The sequence below is a fragment of the Amycolatopsis japonica genome (assembly GCF_000732925.1).
In the GTDB taxonomy this organism is placed as follows: Bacteria; Actinomycetota; Actinomycetes; order Mycobacteriales; family Pseudonocardiaceae; genus Amycolatopsis; species Amycolatopsis japonica.
Genome location: NZ_CP008953.1, coordinates 1,774,587 through 1,790,855 on the forward strand (window position 1 = coordinate 1,774,587; position 16,269 = coordinate 1,790,855).

General features: G+C 69.3%; 13 protein-coding genes. 9 read left to right on the forward strand and 4 right to left on the reverse strand.

Annotation, left to right across the window (positions count from 1 at the left end):
* Nucleotides 1-45: 45 nt before the first annotated feature.
* Nucleotides 46-237 (reverse strand): 50S ribosomal protein L28, encoded by a 192-nt coding sequence (gene rpmB / locus AJAP_RS08720; protein ID WP_007031450.1) that lies wholly within the window; start codon nt 235-237, stop codon nt 46-48.
* Between the two features lie 133 nt (nt 238-370).
* Here rpmB and AJAP_RS08725 point away from each other — a divergent pair, with 133 nt between their 5' ends.
* From AJAP_RS08725 to AJAP_RS08745, 5 genes are all read left to right on the forward strand, one after another.
* Complete coding sequence (locus AJAP_RS08725; RefSeq protein ID WP_038509537.1) at nt 371-1,954, forward strand: DAK2 domain-containing protein; 1,584 nt, start codon at nt 371-373, stop codon at nt 1,952-1,954.
* A gap of 4 nt (nt 1,955-1,958) precedes the next feature.
* A complete protein-coding gene (gene recG, locus AJAP_RS08730; protein ID WP_037342091.1) occupies nt 1,959-4,112 on the forward strand; it encodes an ATP-dependent DNA helicase RecG in 2,154 nt (717 codons plus the stop codon).
* An 83-nt stretch (nt 4,113-4,195) separates the two neighbouring features.
* Complete coding sequence (locus AJAP_RS08735; RefSeq protein WP_051972388.1) at nt 4,196-4,576, forward strand: hypothetical protein; 381 nt, start codon at nt 4,196-4,198, stop codon at nt 4,574-4,576.
* Nucleotides 4,573-6,636: a caspase family protein gene (locus AJAP_RS08740; RefSeq protein WP_038509541.1), complete on the forward strand. Its 2,064-nt coding sequence runs from the start codon at nt 4,573-4,575 to the stop codon at nt 6,634-6,636. The genes AJAP_RS08735 and AJAP_RS08740 overlap by 4 nt, the downstream gene beginning before the upstream one ends.
* A gap of 2 nt (nt 6,637-6,638) precedes the next feature.
* Nucleotides 6,639-7,142 carry a GNAT family N-acetyltransferase gene (locus AJAP_RS08745; protein ID WP_038509544.1) on the forward strand — a complete coding sequence of 168 codons (504 nt, stop codon included), beginning with the start codon at nt 6,639-6,641 and terminating at the stop codon, nt 7,140-7,142.
* On the opposite strand, the gene AJAP_RS08750 is transcribed toward AJAP_RS08745, so the two are convergent.
* The 3 genes from AJAP_RS08750 to AJAP_RS08760 form a co-directional block, all read right to left on the reverse strand.
* Nucleotides 7,132-7,539, reverse strand: coding sequence for a hypothetical protein (locus tag AJAP_RS08750; RefSeq protein ID WP_038509545.1), 408 nt, complete (start codon nt 7,537-7,539; stop codon nt 7,132-7,134). The two genes, AJAP_RS08745 and AJAP_RS08750, sit on opposite strands and share 11 nt — an antisense overlap.
* A gap of 382 nt (nt 7,540-7,921) precedes the next feature.
* Entirely contained in the window at nt 7,922-8,305 is a 384-nt protein-coding gene (locus AJAP_RS42430; RefSeq protein WP_051972389.1) for a hypothetical protein, read from the reverse strand.
* Nucleotides 8,306-8,735: 430 nt separating this feature from the next.
* A complete protein-coding gene (locus tag AJAP_RS08760; RefSeq protein WP_038509547.1) occupies nt 8,736-9,344 on the reverse strand; it encodes a TetR/AcrR family transcriptional regulator in 609 nt (202 codons plus the stop codon).
* A gap of 31 nt (nt 9,345-9,375) precedes the next feature.
* Here AJAP_RS08760 and AJAP_RS08765 point away from each other — a divergent pair, with 31 nt between their 5' ends.
* The 4 genes from AJAP_RS08765 to AJAP_RS08780 all read left to right on the forward strand — a co-directional run bounded on the left by AJAP_RS08765 (nt 9,376) and on the right by AJAP_RS08780 (nt 16,105).
* Nucleotides 9,376-10,536 carry an erythromycin esterase family protein gene (locus AJAP_RS08765; RefSeq protein ID WP_038509550.1) on the forward strand — a complete coding sequence of 387 codons (1,161 nt, stop codon included), beginning with the start codon at nt 9,376-9,378 and terminating at the stop codon, nt 10,534-10,536.
* Nucleotides 10,537-10,605: 69 nt separating this feature from the next.
* Complete coding sequence (locus AJAP_RS08770; protein ID WP_038522687.1) at nt 10,606-11,505, forward strand: S8 family peptidase; 900 nt, start codon at nt 10,606-10,608, stop codon at nt 11,503-11,505.
* Between the two features lie 88 nt (nt 11,506-11,593).
* Entirely contained in the window at nt 11,594-14,971 is a 3,378-nt protein-coding gene (locus AJAP_RS08775) for a pyruvate carboxylase (RefSeq protein ID WP_038509552.1), read from the forward strand.
* A gap of 339 nt (nt 14,972-15,310) precedes the next feature.
* Nucleotides 15,311-16,105 (forward strand): arginase family protein, encoded by a 795-nt coding sequence (locus AJAP_RS08780; RefSeq protein WP_038509553.1) that lies wholly within the window; start codon nt 15,311-15,313, stop codon nt 16,103-16,105.
* Nucleotides 16,106-16,269 lie beyond the last annotated feature (164 nt).

The following is a 16,269-nucleotide window of genomic DNA, read 5'->3' on the forward strand; positions in this document are numbered from 1 at the left end:
TGGCGGGTGCTCCGAAGAGCACCCGCCATTCCCCAAAAACCCGGCTCAGCCGCGAACGACCTTGCCCGCCTTGATGCACGAGGTGCAGGCGTTCAGGCGCTTGCGCTGGGACAGACCGATCTTGGCGTGAACGGTCTGGATGTTCGGGTTCCACCGGCGGTTGGTACGCCGGTGGGAGTGCGAGACCGACTTGCCAAAGCCCGGTCCCTTGCCACAGACGTCGCACACGGCAGCCACGTCGAACTCCTCTGGATCTGGGACAAAGAATGACGCGCCCAGCATGCTGGGCAACTCGACCATAGTAACCAGTGGCTCAGAGCCCTCCGGCACCGGGTCGATACCCTCGCTGGAACAGGTAGGAGGTTACGGGGTGCGGGTGCTGGACGTGGCGGCGGTCTCGGCTTGGTCCGCGGCCTGTGTGCACAGCTTGGCCGTGCTGCGGCCGGCGATCGACGGCATCAACGTCTACCCGGTCGCCGACTCCGACACCGGCTCCAACCTGCTGTTCACCATGACCGCGGCCCGCGACGCGCTGGCGGAGGCCGATCCCGCGACGACCGCCGAGGCGCTGGCGGCGTTCGCCAAGGGCGCGGTCGCGGCCGCCAAGGGCAACTCGGGCGTGATCATGTCGCAGGTCGTGCGCGGGATCGCCGAGTCGGCGGCCGCGAGGGAGCTCGACGGGCCGGGGCTCGCGGAGGCGCTCGGCTGCGCGGACCGGGCTGCCACGGGCGCGGTGAGCCGTCCGGTGGCCGGGACCATCCTGACCGTTCTCCACACCGTCGCGGCGGCCGTCCGCGACGCGACGGGCTCACTCGAAGAGGTGGCCGTCGAAGCCGCGCGCGTCGCCGCCGAAGCGCTCGAAGAGACCCCGAAGCAGCTGCCCGTCCTGGCGGTGGCCGGCGTGGTCGACGCGGGCGCCCGCGGCCTGGTCGCGGTCCTCGACGCCCTGTCCGGCGTGATCTCCGGCGGCGTCACCGAACCGGAGCACCCGCTCGAAGCGCATCACCATCACACGATCGACGCGCCGACCGCGTGGGAGGTCATGTACCTGCTCGACGGCGTCGACGAAGGCAGCCTCCCTGGGCTTCGCAAGACCCTCAGCGGCCTCGGCGACAGCGTCACGGTCGCCGGGGACGGCGCGGGCGCGTACGCCGTCCATGTCCATTGCGCGGACATCGGCGCGGCGCTGGAGGCCGGGATCGAGCTGGGCCGCCCACGCCGCGTCCGGGTCGAGCCGCTGATCACGCCCACCCCGGTCGAGGTCGGTGGCGGGATCGACCGGTCCGTGGTCGCCGTGGTCCACGGCGGGCAGCTGGCCGAACTCCTCCGCGCGGAGGGGGTCGCGGTGCTTTCGGTCCCGCAGGGGAGCGAGCCGACGGTCGAGGAGATGCTGGGCCTGATCAACGAGGCCGCCGGCCATCACGTCACCGTCCTTCCCGGCGGTCAGCGGCTGACCGCGGCGGCCGACGCGGCGGCGGGGCACGCGATGGCGGCGGATCGCGACGTCGTCGTCATCCCGTGCGTTTCACCCGTCCAGGTGCTCGCCGCGCTGGCCGTCCACGACAAGGACCGCCGCACCAACGACGACGTGGTCGCGATGGCCGAAGCGGCGGCCGCGACCAGGCGTGGCGAACTGCGGATAGCGCAGGAGGAGTCGCTAACCTGGGTGGGCCGGGCGCAGGCCGGTGACGTCGTCGGCCTCGTCGACGGCGAGGTCGTGTCGATCGAGCCCGCGCCCGCCTCGGAGACGAGCCTGGTCGCGGCGGCGGTCGGTGTGCTGAACCGGATGCTGGCCCTCGGCGGCGAGTTGGTCACCGTGCTGACCGGCGTGGACGCGCCGGTCCGGCTGCCCGGTGAGCTGGCCGATCAGCTCCGCGTGGAGCATCCCGAGGTCGAATTGACGAGTTACGCCGGCGGTCAGTCCGACGCCGTGCTGCTGATGGGGGTGGAGTGACCGCATGACCAACCTGCGCGCGGACCTCAAGCTGGTCGTGGGCGCGGCGACGGCGAAGGCGCTGGCCAAGGGCCTCAAGATCGAGACGGTCAGCGACCTCCTGCGCCATTACCCACGCCGCTACGCCGAGCGCGGGCAGCTCACCGACATCGCCGGTCTCGAACTCGGCGAGCACGCCACCGTGATGGCGCGGATCGAGCGGGTCAACAAGCGCCGGATGAAGGCGCGCAGCGGCACCTTGCTCGAAATGGTGATCACCGACGGCAAACGCCGCCTGCAGTGCACCTTCTTCAACCAGGCCTGGCGCGAGAAGGAGCTCGTACCCGGCAAGAACGGGCTGTTCGCGGGCAAGGTCACCGCCTTCCGCGACGTCCTCCAGCTGGCGAACCCCGAATACGAACTGTTCGACGCCGACCGGCAGGCCGAGGCGATGGACGACTTCCTCGCCGAGATCATCCCGGTGTACCCGGCGGCGCAGGGGATCCCGACCTGGGTGATCGCCAAGGCCGTCCGGCAAGTGCTGGACGTGCTGGAGGTCGACGAGGACCCGATGCCGATCGAGCTGCTCGCCCAGTACGGCCTGCCCAGCCTGGAAAGCGCGCTGCGCGGTATCCACCGTCCTTCGGGCTGGGACGCGCTGAACTCCGCGCGCCGGCGGCTCAAATGGGACGAAGCCATGGCGGTGCAGCTGATTTTCGCGCAGCGACGGCATTCCCTGGTCTCGCGGCCCGCGAAAGCCTGCCCGCACACCGAAGGCGGCATCCTCGACGCCTTCGACAAGCGGCTCCCGTTCGCGCTGACGTCGGGCCAGCAGGAGATCGGCGAAGAGATCGCCCGCGATCTGTCCACCGAGCATCCGATGAACCGGCTGCTGCAGGGTGAGGTCGGCTCCGGCAAGACGGTGGTCGCGTTGCGCGCCATGCTGCAGGTCGTCGATTCCGGACGGCAGGCGGCGATGCTCGCGCCGACGGAGGTCCTCGCCGCGCAGCACGCCCGGTCGCTGCGCGAGATGCTGGGCGACCTCGGGCAGGCGGGCGAACTCGGCGGCGCGGAGAACGCGACGCGCGTGACCCTGCTGACCGGTTCGATGGGCGCCAAGGAACGCAAGAAGGCGTTGCTGGAGACGGTCAGCGGCGAGGCCGGGATCGTCGTCGGCACACACGCGCTCATCCAGGACACCGTGTCCTTCGCGGATCTCGGCCTGGTCGTGGTCGACGAACAGCACCGCTTCGGCGTGGAGCAGCGGGACGCGCTGCGTTCCCGCGGTTCCGACGAGACCAGCCCGCACGTCCTCGTCATGACCGCGACGCCCATCCCGCGCACGGTCGCGATGACCGTCTACGGCGACCTGGAGACGTCCGCGCTGCGCGTGATGCCCGCCGGCCGGTCGCCGATCAAGACGTCGGTGGTGCCGGTCGCGGAACGGCCCGCATGGCTGGACCGGGCATGGCAGCGGGTCCGCGAGGAATGCGGCAAGGGCCATCAGGCGTACATCGTCTGCCCGCGTATCGGGGACGAACCGGCTTCGGACAAGGGGGACAAGCGGCCCGCGCTCGCCGTCCTCGACGTGGCGCCCGAGCTGGCCGAAGGACCGTTGAAGGGGCTGAAGATCGGCGCCTTGCACGGCCGGATGCCCGCCGACGACAAGGACGCCGTGATGCAGGCGTTCGCCAAAGGTGATCTGGACGTGCTCGTCGCGACCACCGTGATCGAGGTCGGCGTGAACGTGCCGAACGCGACGGCGATGGTGATCATGGACGCCGACCGCTTCGGCATCAGCCAGCTGCACCAGTTGCGTGGGCGGGTCGGCCGGGGCAGCGTGCCGGGGCTTTGCCTGCTGGTCACCGAGACCCTGGACGGGACGACCACCCGCGAGCGGCTCGCCGCCGTCGAGTCCACGACGGACGGTTTCGAACTGTCCAGAATGGACTTGGAACTGCGCCGCGAGGGCGACATCCTCGGCGCCGCGCAGTCGGGGAAGAAGTCGACGCTGAAGCTGCTTTCGTTGCTGCAGGACGAGGAGGTCATCGCCGAGGCGAGGGCCCGCGCGTCGGAAATCGTCGAAAAGGACCCGGCCTTGGGGAATTACTTGGGGCTGGCGCACATGATCGCCGACGTCGTCGACGAAGATCGTGTGGAGTACCTGGAAAAAAGCTGACGTGAACATCTCTGCCCGATCGGACCTTGCCGCCGGACGGGCCGAGGGGCTTTCCTCGATCCGTACGGGCGAGGGAGGCCGGGATGACAGCAGCGGTGCGGGTCCAGCTCGGTGAGGAGGGGGCGGACGCGGAACGGGTCGAGCGGCTCGCCGGGTACCTCCGAGGGGAACTGATCGATCGCGGCGTCTCCGACGTCAAGGCGTTGCCCGCCGGTGAGGCGCCACCAGGCGCGCGGGGCTTCGACGTGGCGACCGCGGGCGGCCTGCTCGTCACGCTCGGGAAGTCCGCCGACGGCCTGCGCTCGGTGGTGACGGCCGTGCGGGAATGGCTTTCGCGCGGCGGACGGGTGAGGCGCACGGTCCGGCTGGAGATCGACGGCGACGTGCTGGAGCTGTCCGAAGCGACGCTCACCGATCAGGACAAACTCGTCGATCTCTTCGTGAGCAGGCATTCGTCGTCATGACCGGCGAACGGCGGGCCCTGATCATCGCCAACGGGGAGTACGACAACCCCGGGCTGAGCGCGTTGCGGTCCCCGGCCGCCGACGCCGAGGCGCTCGCCGAGGTCCTCGCCGACCGTGCCGTCAGCGAGTTCGACGTCCAGGTGGTACGCGACGAGACCGCGCACGTGATCGCGGGCCGGGTCGAGGATCTGTTCGCCGACAGCGCGCCGGACGACGTCCTGCTGGTGCATTTCTCTTGCCACGGCTTGAAAAGCGAATCGGGCGAGCTGTTCTTCGCCGCCCGCAACACCCGGCCGGAGCGGCTCGCGTCGACCGCCGTCCCCGCCGACTTCGTCCAGCGCTGTATGCGGATGAGCCGGTCGCGCAGCATCGTCCTCCTGCTGGACTGCTGTTACGGCGGCGCCTTCAGCCAGGGGGTCGCCGTGCGCGCCACCGGCGAGGCCAACGTGCTCGACGCGTTCCCCGGCGGGGGTTTCGGCGGCCGAGGCAGGGCGGTGATCACCGCGTCGAACTCCATCGAGTACGCCTTCGAGGGTGATCAGCTCGCCGACGACCACGCGCGGCCGTCGGTGTTCACCTCGGCACTGGTCGACGGGCTGCGGACGGGCGACGCGGACCGCGACGAGGACGGCTGGATCGCGCTCAGCGAGCTCTACGACTACCTGTTCGACAGTGTCCGGGAGCGGAATCCGAATCAGACACCCAGTCGTGACATCGAGATGCAGGGCGAGCTGTATCTGGCCAGGAGCAGGCGCCGCCGGATCAAACCGTCGCCGGTCCCGGCGGATCTGCGCGCGGCGAGCGAGGATCCCAACATGTTCACCCGCCTCGGCGCGGTGACCGAACTCCAGCGACGGCTGACGAGTGAGAACCTGTCGGTCGCCATCGGCGCGCACGAGGTCCTCACGACGATGGCGCAGACCGACATCCGGCATATCGCCGAGGCCGCCGAACTGGCGCGGGCCGAAGCGCGGGTGCGGGCCGAGTCCGAAGTGGTCCGGTTCGGCGAGGTCGTCCGGGGGACGCGGCCGGTGGCGCGCGTCCGGCTGGCCGGGCCGCCGATCGCGCGGGCGTGCCACTTCGCCTCGTCGCATTCCTGGCTGCGGGTGACCGAGGACGCCGACGGGGCCGAGATCTCCCTGGAGCTGTCGGAACTCGGGGCGTTCGACGGGCGGATCACGGTGACCGGACCGACCGGCGAGGTCGTGGTACGGGTCGAGGGCCAGGTGGTCGCGGAACCCGCGCCGGTGCCGCCGTCGCGGCCCGAACCGGCTCCGAAACCCGCCCCGCCCGTGGAGATCCCGGAAACGACGGTCGTGGAACCCGTGCGGCCGGTCGAAGCCGCGCCGAAGTTCGAGCCGTTCGCCGTCGCCGCGAGTGTGCTCGCGTTCGCTGCCGCGGTGTACCTGCTGCCCATCAGTCTCGCGCTCAGCCGCAGCATGGAGGACTTCTTCGAAGACGGCGGCTGGACGGTCGTACCGCTCGGCATCTTCGCGATCGCGGCGGGGATCATGATGTTCCTGCCTGCCACACGCCGGTTGGCGGGGCCGGGAGCGCTGTGCGGACTCGCGCTGCTTTCGGCGATCCCGTCCGGTCCGGTGCTGCTGGTCCTCACCGACGGCTGCCTGCTCGCGGGGGCCGTCTGCGCGCTGATCTCGGTGCGGCGTGACCGGAGTTTCCGTCTCGGGCTGGGGAAGCCGAGGGGCGGACTCGCCATCGCGGCCCTCGTGGCCGGGGCCGCCGGTACGGCCGGGCTGGTGGCGGAGGCCGTCGAACTGCTCGACTACTCGTCGAGCCGGGCCGACGAGGCGGCGATCTACCTCGTGGTCTCGGTGGTGCTCCTGATCGGGACGCTGCTCGGTGTGCTGCTACGGCCGGTGGCCTTCGGGATCGCCTTCCTCGGCGGGGTGGCCGGAGGCGGCATCGTCATGGCGTGCGTGCTTTCCTACGCGATGCCGAGCAGTTCGAGCGTCACCGGCGCCGGCTGGTGGATCGCGCTGGGGGCGGTGCTCGCGTTGGCCGTCGTGACCGGTTTCGCCGCCCGCGAAGTGAAAAGCTGACGATGGCCACGATCCGCCTCGCGACCGTCGAGGACGCCTGGCCCATCGCTGAGGTGAACGTGCGGTCGTGGCAGTCGGCGTACCAGGGCCTGCTGCCCGAGCTCTACCTTCGCGATCTGTCCGTCGAGGGACGGGCGGCCCGCTGGCAGCGGACGCTCGCCGATCCCGCCAACCGGGGCGACATCCTGGTCCTGGTCGAAGACGGAAAGCTCCTCGGCTTCACCGCCGTCGACCGGGTCCGCGGGGAACTGCGCGCGATCTACCTCGAACCGGCGCGCTGGGGCACGGGACTGGGCAGGCTGCTGCTCGACACCGCCGTCGCCGCGCTGCGGGATTCGGGGCACCGCGAGGCGACGCTCTGGGTGCTCGAAACCAACGAACGCGCCCGGCGTTTCTACTCGGCCGGGGGATGGGTGCCGGACGGGGCGACGAAGACCGACACCATGCCCGGCGAGGACGTCCCGCTTGCCGAAGTGCGCTACCGGATCGCTCTCGTCAGCGCTTGAACCAGGCGGTTTCCTCGGGTTTGTTGAGGGTGACGATGATGCCGACGGCGATGCCCATGCCGATCAGCTGGGTGATCGCCCCGCCGTTGACCAGGCTGATCAGTCCCATGACGACGGAGAGCCCTTCCACCGCGATGACCGTCGGCCGCACCCAGGGCGAACCGTGGGAAATCCTTATCGCGCAAGCGATCAGCACGGCGGCGACGACGAAACCGAGGATCGCCAGCGCGAGGGCGAGGCCGGCTTCCTCGTTGCCGTGGTCGAGTTCGTTGATCGCGAGCGCGGTCACGAGCACGCTGACGAGGATGTTGAGGACCGCTTGCACCCAGAGGAAAACGCGGACGAACTTGAGCTGGCGCGGCATCTCGCGCGTCGGCTTCCGGACTTCCTCGGTCATGACGGTCCCCTCTCGTGGCACGGAGAAACCAGTCTGGCCCGGAAAGTTCCCGGCGCTGACGGTAAAACTGACCTCAAGAGCTCGGGTGTAGCGGTGTTTCTGGCTCTATCACCCTTCAGTATTGTTTCGCCGGTTTCATTGTCGCTTAAATTACGAATACAGGTTCGATTATCTTGAGATATTATCCAGAGGTGTCCAAGACTGTTCTTCCCGAGTTTCCGCAGGTTGTGCGGGAGGCGTCCGTCGGTTGGGGCGGTATCTGGCCGAGATCGAGTCCCGGGGTGTCAAAGACTTGTCTGGTCCTGGAGTCGGACACCGTATGTGAACCCGGCTCGGGGATCCGGGCCGGGTTCACTCCTGCGCGATCAACTCAGGCTGGGCCTCACGACTTGTACAGGTAGACCTCGGCTCCCTTGCTGCCTTTACCGAGATCCAAGTTGATCTTCTTGTCGGTGCCCCAGCCGCAGGCGGACACCTTCTTCGTCTTGCCTCCGGTCATGTTCGTGGCCTTCACCCGCGCACATTTGCCGTCGAGCGCGGTGTCCTTGACGTGCCCCCGGACGTGCACCCGGCCCTTTTCGCACGTGATGTCCCACTCGGCGTAGCCGCCGCTGATGCTGACCTCATTACCGGTATCCGGGCAGGCACCCAGCACGACCGGCGCGCCGGTCGTGCCACCGTCGGCGGCTGCTGCTGTCCCCGTCGTAACGCCGAACGCCAGCGCGACGCCGGCAATCGTGGACACGACAACATGCTTGGTTCGCATGATATTTCCCCTCTGTGGATGTTGCTGACGAAACCACGATCGCCGCCGCACGAATCGATCACCACACCTTTTCGCTGCAGTGAAAACCTCCTTCTCCCCGGTAAGCCGCTCGTGGCTCATGACCAGACCGAACTGGCGGGTGGTCGTGAGCGGCGATTCGGGTTATTGAGAGGTAAGCCAACGGTGGCGTGCTCAGAGCCGGGTCTCGCGTGCTTGAAAGCGGATCTCGTGTGCGTGGAGCCGGGACACCCGAGTGCGGGATCCAGGCATGGCCCTTGATCAGCGAAAATCGGGGACGTTGAGTGTTCTCGATCCTCCGTCGACCAAGCTCCATCGCCGACATAACCCACGGCCATGAAGGAATCGGGACACTCAATGTCCCGATTCCTTCATCAACAACCGATCACCGCCCCACCGCGTATTTCCGCGACTAAACGTGTGGCCGAACGAAGGCGCCTTCGCGCGCGGCGACCGCCACCGCACGTGCGGTGACCCGTGCGTCCGCCACCGTGACACTTTCCCGCGACAGGAAGAGCCGGTAGAACATCGGCCCGCACACCGCCCGCACCAGTTCGTCGCCATCCGTGCCGGCCGGGATCTCGCCCCGCGCGACGGCCCGTTCCGCGATCGGCGCCATGCGCACGTGCCGATCGGCGTAGAAGTCGTGCAGCGCCTCGGCCGCTTGCGGAGACTGGAAGGCCGCCAGGACCGACGCCGTCGGCAACTCCTTCAGCGCGGGCTCGGTGAAGTACCGCACCACCTCGGCCGCGACCTCGTACAGATCGTCCTCGAGCGACCCCGTGTCGGGCGCCTTCCAGTCGTCCTCCGCGCCCATCTGCAGCGCGGCGGCGACGAGACCGTCCGGTGAGGACCAGCGCCGGTACACCGTGGTCTTGTGCACGCCGGACCGCTCGGCGACCGCCTCCACGGTCAATTCGCCGAACCCGCGTTCGGCCAGCAGATCGAGGGTTGCGTGCAAGACGGCCTGGCGCGTGCGTTCGGTCCGGCCGCCGGGCCGCTGGGTGCCGGAGGTTGCCAATTGCTACTCCTGTTGCGTTAGTGTGGCCAGTATGCCAGACCCAGCGAAGATCGCCGAACTCGTCGGAGACGCCAAGATCGTCGCCATCGGTGAAAACAACCACCACGTCCATGAGTTCGGCGACCTGCGCAATCGTTTGCTCCAGCACCTCGTCGAGCACCACGGCTTCCGGGTCTTGGCGTTCGAATCCGGATTCGCCGAAGGAAAGCTCGTCGAAGACTGGCTGAAGGGCGCGCCCGGGGACGTCACCGACATCGGTCGCGACGGCTTCACGTTCTCGCTCGGGGAGTCCCCCGAGGCGCACGAAATGCTGACGTGGCTCCGCGAACGCGGCGACGTCGCCTACTACGGCCTCGACGTACCGAGTTCCGCGGGCTCGCCGGTGCCATCGCTCGACGCCGTCCGCGCCTATCTGTCCACTGTGGACCCGGAGGCGTCGAGCCTCGTCGACGCGGCGATCGAGGCGACCAAGGGATACGCCTCGGTCAGCAGCGCGGACGCGCCCGCCAAGTACGCCGCCCTAGACGCCGAGGCCAAGGACAAGGCGACCGCGGCGCTCACGCGGCTCAAGACCCACCTCACCTCGCTGCGTCCCGTCTACGGGGACACCGCCGTCGCGGAGCACCACGTCGAAGGCGCGGTACGCGTCGACGCGTACCTCGCCGAGGTCGCCGCGATGATGTCCGGCGCCGCGCCCGCCCTGCAGAGCGGTTCGCGCGACGCGTACATGGCCGACACCGTCCGGCTGATCCGGCGGCTTCACGGTGACGACACGAAGATCGTCGTGATGCTCCACAACGGACATCTCCAGCGCGTGCCGTTCTCGCCGTTTCCCGGCCTCACCTCGCCGTCGGCGGGGACGCATCTGGCCGCCGAATTCGGCGACGACTACTTCGCGCTCGGGCTCACCGCGGTCGAGGGCGAGACCACCGGGCTCAAGCCGGATGCGACCGCGCGGCTCGGTTTCACCGTGTACCGCCAGGAATTGGACGCTCCGGCGGACGGCAGCGTCGAAGCCGAGGGCCCCGGCCTGGTCGACCTTCGCGCGCGACGTGGAACCGAGGGACCACAGAGCATCCGGCACGCGCACCTGTTCAACCCCGTCGACGTCGTCGAGGCGTTCGACGCGCTGGTCTGCTTCCCGAAGTCGACGGTCAGCGCGCATATCGGCCAAGACCAGTCGAACGGGTGACACTCCGGGGTTGCCGCCCCACAGGTACAGGCGTAGAGCCAAGGCATGATCATTCGACTGGTACGGATCATGGCCGCGCTGGCGCTCCTGGTGCTGGTGGCGCAGCCCGCTTCCGCGACGGAAGTCCAGCAGAACCCGCCGAACTGGGGGCTGGACCGGATCGACCAGCGAACCGGTCTCGATCAGCTCTACCACTACGAGACCGACGCCAAGGACGTCACGGTCTACGTGATCGACAGCGGGGTCGACGCGGCGCATCCGGACTTCGGCGGCCGCGTCAAACCCGGTAAGGACTTCCTGAACGGCGGCACGGACACCACCGACACCAACGGTCACGGCACGTACTTGGCCGGTGTCGCCGCGTCGAGGACCTTCGGTGTCGCGAAGGCCGCGCAGATCGTCCCGGTCCGGGTGATCGACGCACAGGGCGGCGGCGCGACCGACAAGATCATCGCGGGTATCGACTGGGTGACGCAGAACGCACGGCAGCCCGCCGTCGCCGTCCTCGGCATCGGCGGCGCGGCCAACGACCAGCTCGACGCCGCCGTCCGGGCGCTCGCGGCGGTCGTCCCGATCGCCCTCCCGGCGGGCGGCGAGGCCACCGACGCGGGGAAGTTCTCACCCGGCCGGGTCACCGAAGCGCTCACCGTCGGATCGACCGACGCCAGTGACCAGGTCGGGTCGACGTCGAACTACGGCGAGGTCGTCGACCTGTTCGCGCCCGGCGTCGACGTGCCGGGACCCAACGCGGGCGGGAGCGGTGGCCGGGTGCTCAGCGGCACGTCGTCGGCCGCCGCGCACGTTGCCGGGGTGGCCGCGCTGTACCGGGCCCTGCACCCGGACGCCTCGGCGCCGGATGTCGCGAAAGCCCTCGTCGACCTCGCTTCCGTCGATGTGCTGACCGGGGTTCACGAGGGCACCGCGAACAGGTTGCTGCAGAGTCCCGGAGCGCAACTCGGCCAGGGATGATGTCCATCACCTGGGCAACAACTCCCGCCCTGCGGGAGCAAGCAGGTAACGTGCCTCACCTACCGATCCGATGATGGGAAGGACCGGCATGTTCCGCAAGGTACTGGTCGCCAACCGGGGTGAGATCGCCATCCGCGCGTTCCGCGCCGGATTCGAGCTCGGCGCGGGCACGGTGGCTGTGTTCCCGCACGAAGACCGCAATTCGCTCCACCGGCTGAAGGCCGACGAGGCCTACGAGATCGGCGAACCCGGTCACCCGGTGCGGGCCTATCTGTCGGTCGAGGAAATCGTGGCGGCCGCCAAGAAGGCGGGCGCAGACGCCGTCTACCCCGGCTACGGCTTCCTCTCCGAGAACCCGGACCTCGCGCGCGCGTGCGAGGACGAAGGAATCACCTTCGTCGGACCGAGCGCGGACATCCTCGAGCTGACCGGCAACAAGGCCCGTGCGGTCAAGGCCGCCCGCGACGCCGGTGTGCCGGTGCTGGGTTCTTCCGAACCGTCCTCCGACGTCGACGCGCTGATCGCCGCGGCCGAGGAGATCGGCTTCCCGGTGTTCGTCAAGGCCGTCGCCGGTGGTGGCGGCCGCGGTATGCGCCGCGTCCAGGAACCCGCGCAGCTGCGCGAGTCCATCGAGGCCGCCGCGCGCGAGGCCGAGTCGGCCTTCGGCGACCCGACGGTGTTCATCGAGAAGGCCGTCGTCGAGCCGCGCCACATCGAGGTCCAGATCCTCGCCGACGGCGAGGGCAACGTGATCCACCTCTACGAGCGCGACTGCTCGGTCCAGCGGCGGCACCAGAAGGTCGTCGAGCTGGCCCCGGCGCCGAACCTGCCGTCCGAACTGCGGGACCGGATCTGCGCCGACGCGGTGAAGTTCGCCCGCCAGATCGGCTACCGCAACGCCGGCACCGTCGAGTTCCTGCTCGACCGGGACGGCAATCACGTCTTCATCGAGATGAACCCGCGCATCCAGGTCGAGCACACGGTGACCGAGGAGGTCACCGACGTCGACCTCGTCCAGTCGCAGCTGCGCATCGCCTCCGGCGAGACACTCGAAGACCTCGGCCTGTCACAGGACAAGGTGTACCTGCGCGGCGCCGCCCTGCAGTGCCGCATCACCACCGAGGATCCCGCCAACGGCTTCCGCCCCGACACCGGGATGATCAGCGCTTACCGCTCGCCCGGTGGTTCCGGCATCCGCCTCGACGGCGGGACGGCGTTCGCCGGCACCGAGATCAGCGCGCACTTCGACTCGCTGCTGGTGAAGCTCAGCTGCCGCGGCCGCGACTTCAAGACCGCCGTCGGCCGCGCCCGCCGCGCGGTCGCCGAGTTCCGGATCCGCGGTGTGGCCACGAACATCCCGTTCCTGCAGGCCGTCCTCGACGACCCGGACTTCCGCGAAGGCCGCGTCACGACGTCGTTCATCGAGGAGCGCCCGCATCTGCTCACCGCGCGCCATTCGGCCGACCGCGGCACCAGGCTGCTGACCTACCTCGCCGACAAGACGGTCAACAAACCGCACGGCGAGCGTCCGCGCACCCTCGACCCGCAGGTGAAACTGCCGAAGCTGCCCAAGGGCCTCGAACCGGCGCCCGGCTCGAAGCAGAAGCTCACCGAACTGGGCCCGGAGGGCTTCGCCCGCTGGCTGCGGGAGTCGCCGACCATCGGCGTCACCGACACCACCTTCCGCGACGCGCACCAGTCGCTGCTCGCCACCCGCGTGCGGACGAAGGATCTGCTCGCCGTCGCGCCGGTCGTCGCGCGGACCACGCCGCAGCTGCTCTCGCTGGAGTGCTGGGGCGGCGCGACCTACGACGTCGCGCTGCGGTTCCTCGCCGAAGACCCGTGGGAGCGGCTGGCGAAGCTGCGGGAAGCGGTGCCGAACATCTGCCTGCAGATGCTGCTGCGCGGCCGCAACACCGTCGGCTACACGCCGTACCCCACCGAGGTGACCAACGCCTTCGTCGAGGAGGCGACGGCGACCGGCATCGACATCTTCCGGATCTTCGACGCGCTCAACGACGTCGAGCAGATGCGCCCGGCGATCGAAGCCGTCCGCGAGACCGGATCCGCCGTGGCCGAGGTGGCGCTCTGCTACACCTCGGATCTGTCGGACCCGGCCGAGAAGCTGTACACGCTGGACTACTACCTCAAGCTGGCGGAGCAGATCGTCGGCGCGGGGGCGCACGTCCTGGCCATCAAGGACATGGCGGGCCTGCTGCGGGCGCCGGCGGCGGTGCGGCTGGTTTCCGCGCTGCGCAAGGAATTCGACCTTCCGGTGCATATCCACACGCATGACACCGCGGGTGGGCAGCTGGCGACGTACCTCGCCGCGATCCAGGCCGGGGCGGACGCCGTCGACGGTGCCGTCGCGTCCATGGCGGGCACCACGTCGCAGCCGTCGCTGTCCGCGCTCGTCGCGGCCACCGACCACTCGGACCGGCCGACCGGGCTGGATCTGCAGGCCATCGGCGACCTGGAGCCGTACTGGGAGAGCGTGCGCAAGATCTACGCGCCGTTCGAGGCGGGGCTCTCGTCGCCGACCGGGCGCGTGTACCACCACGAGATCCCGGGCGGTCAGCTGTCGAACCTGCGCACGCAGGCGATTTCGCTCGGCCTCGGCGAGCGGTTCGAGGACATCGAGGCGATGTACGCGGCCGCGGACAAGATCCTCGGGCACCTGGTCAAGGTCACGCCTTCGTCCAAAGTGGTCGGTGACCTCGCGCTGCACCTCGTCGGCGCGGGTGTCTCGCCCTCGGATTTCGAGGCGGAGCCGAACAAGTTCGACATCCCCGACTCGGTGATCGGCTTCCTGCGCGGCGAACTGGGCGACCCGCCCGGCGGCTGGCCGGAGCCGTTCCGCACCAAGGCCCTCGAAGGCCGCGCGCAGCCGAAGCCGGTGCAGGAACTGTCCGAAGAGGACCACAAGGGACTCGCCGAGGACCGGCGCGCGACGCTGAACCGGCTGCTGTTCCCCGGGCCCACGAAGGACTTCGAGGCGCACCGCGAGCAGTACGGTGACACCTCCGTCCTGCCGTCCAAGGACTTCTTCTACGGCCTGCGGCCGGGCGAGGAGTACTCGGTCGACCTGGAACAGGGTGTCCGGCTGCTGATCGAGCTGGAGGCCATCGGCGAGGCCGACGAGCGCGGCCTGCGCACGGTGATGTCCACGCTCAACGGCCAGCTGCGCCCGATCCAGGTCCGCGACACCGCGATCGCGTCGGACATCCCGGCGACGGAGAAGGCCGCCAAGGGCGACCCGAAGCAGATCGCCGCGCCGTTCGCGGGCGTGGTCACGCTGCAGGTGTCCGAGGGTGACGAGGTCGAGGCCGGTGCCACGGTCGCGACCATCGAGGCGATGAAGATGGAGGCGTCGATCACGGCGTCGACCGGCGGCAAGGTGTCGCGGCGCGCGATCAACGCCGTCCAGCAGGTGGAAGGAGGGGACCTGCTGCTCGTCCTGGAGTGATTTGCCCGTGAAGGCCCCCTTCCCCCGGTCGAGTTCAGTCCTGCCGCGCGTCAGCGCGTCCGTTGAGGGCGGCGGCGGGGGCATGGATGGACGAGGAAAGGGGGCCTTCACGCGCAGTGGCGGGGCGATGGTGTCGCGAAAGCCACTTTCGGGACATCAGACGTCCCGAAAGTGGCTTTCGCGACATAGTCGCCGGGCCCAGGGGTGACCGTCGATCCCAGCCTTCGCCGACGTTGCGAAAGCCACTTTCGCAACCTTCAACGTTGCGAAAGTGGCTTTCGCAACGTCGGCCTCTCGGTCCGGCCTTCACGCACTTGCGGCCGTCGCTAACGTGGACCGGTGCTGATCAACGCCGTACCCCAGTTCCAGGGCGCACTGACCGAGCGGGCGCCGGAGTTGCCCGAGGGCTGCGTCGCGCTCGCCGAGCTCGCGGGCCACGTGCTGGGCGTGCCGGTGCACCACATCCGGCAGACGCGTGAGACCTCGCCCGCGGTCGACGGCATCGCCAACCGCGCGGTGCTCACCGGCGCGAACCGGGCCGCGCAGCTCGCCGCGCTGGAGGCGCCGGGCGGGCCGGTGCTCACCATCGGCGGCGACTGCGGTGTCGAACTGATCCCGATCGGGGTCGCGCGCTACCGCTTCGGTCCGGGGCTCGGCGTCGCCTGGTTCGACGCGCATTCCGACCTCAACACCGCGGAGACGTCGCCGTCGGGCGCGTTCCACGGCATGGTGCTGCGGTCGCTGCTCGGTGAGGGCGACCCGGAGTTCGCCGCGAATCCGCCGGTCGAACCCGGACGCGTGGTGCTCGCCGGGACGAGGGCCTTCGACGACGCCGAGCGGGCCGTGGTCGAGCGCGGGCTCGTCGTCGAGACGGCCGACGTCGCCGCCGGGCTGGCCGATGCGGACAAGGTGTACGTCCATCTCGATCTCGACGTGCTCGACCCGGCGGAGTTCGACGGGCTGAACTATCCGGAGCCCGGTGGCTTGACGATCGAACGTCTGGTGACGATGCTTCGCGGCCTGAGCGATTTCGAGGTCGTCGGCGCGGGGATCACCGAATGCGTCGGCACCGAGGTCCGCGTGCTGGCCCCCGTGCTCGAAGTACTCGGTGAATTGCTCACCGGAAAGCAGTGACGCTGCGTCACGGTCGCATCCACTTCGGCCGTTCGTACGTACCGTGCGAGGCGTTTGCCGGGCACTTGTCATCAAAATTCAGGGCTGCCCCGTGATTTTGTCACGATGGTGACAAGAAATCGGTTTCTTCTGCGAAAGGTGACACATTCACGGGCGACTTCGCG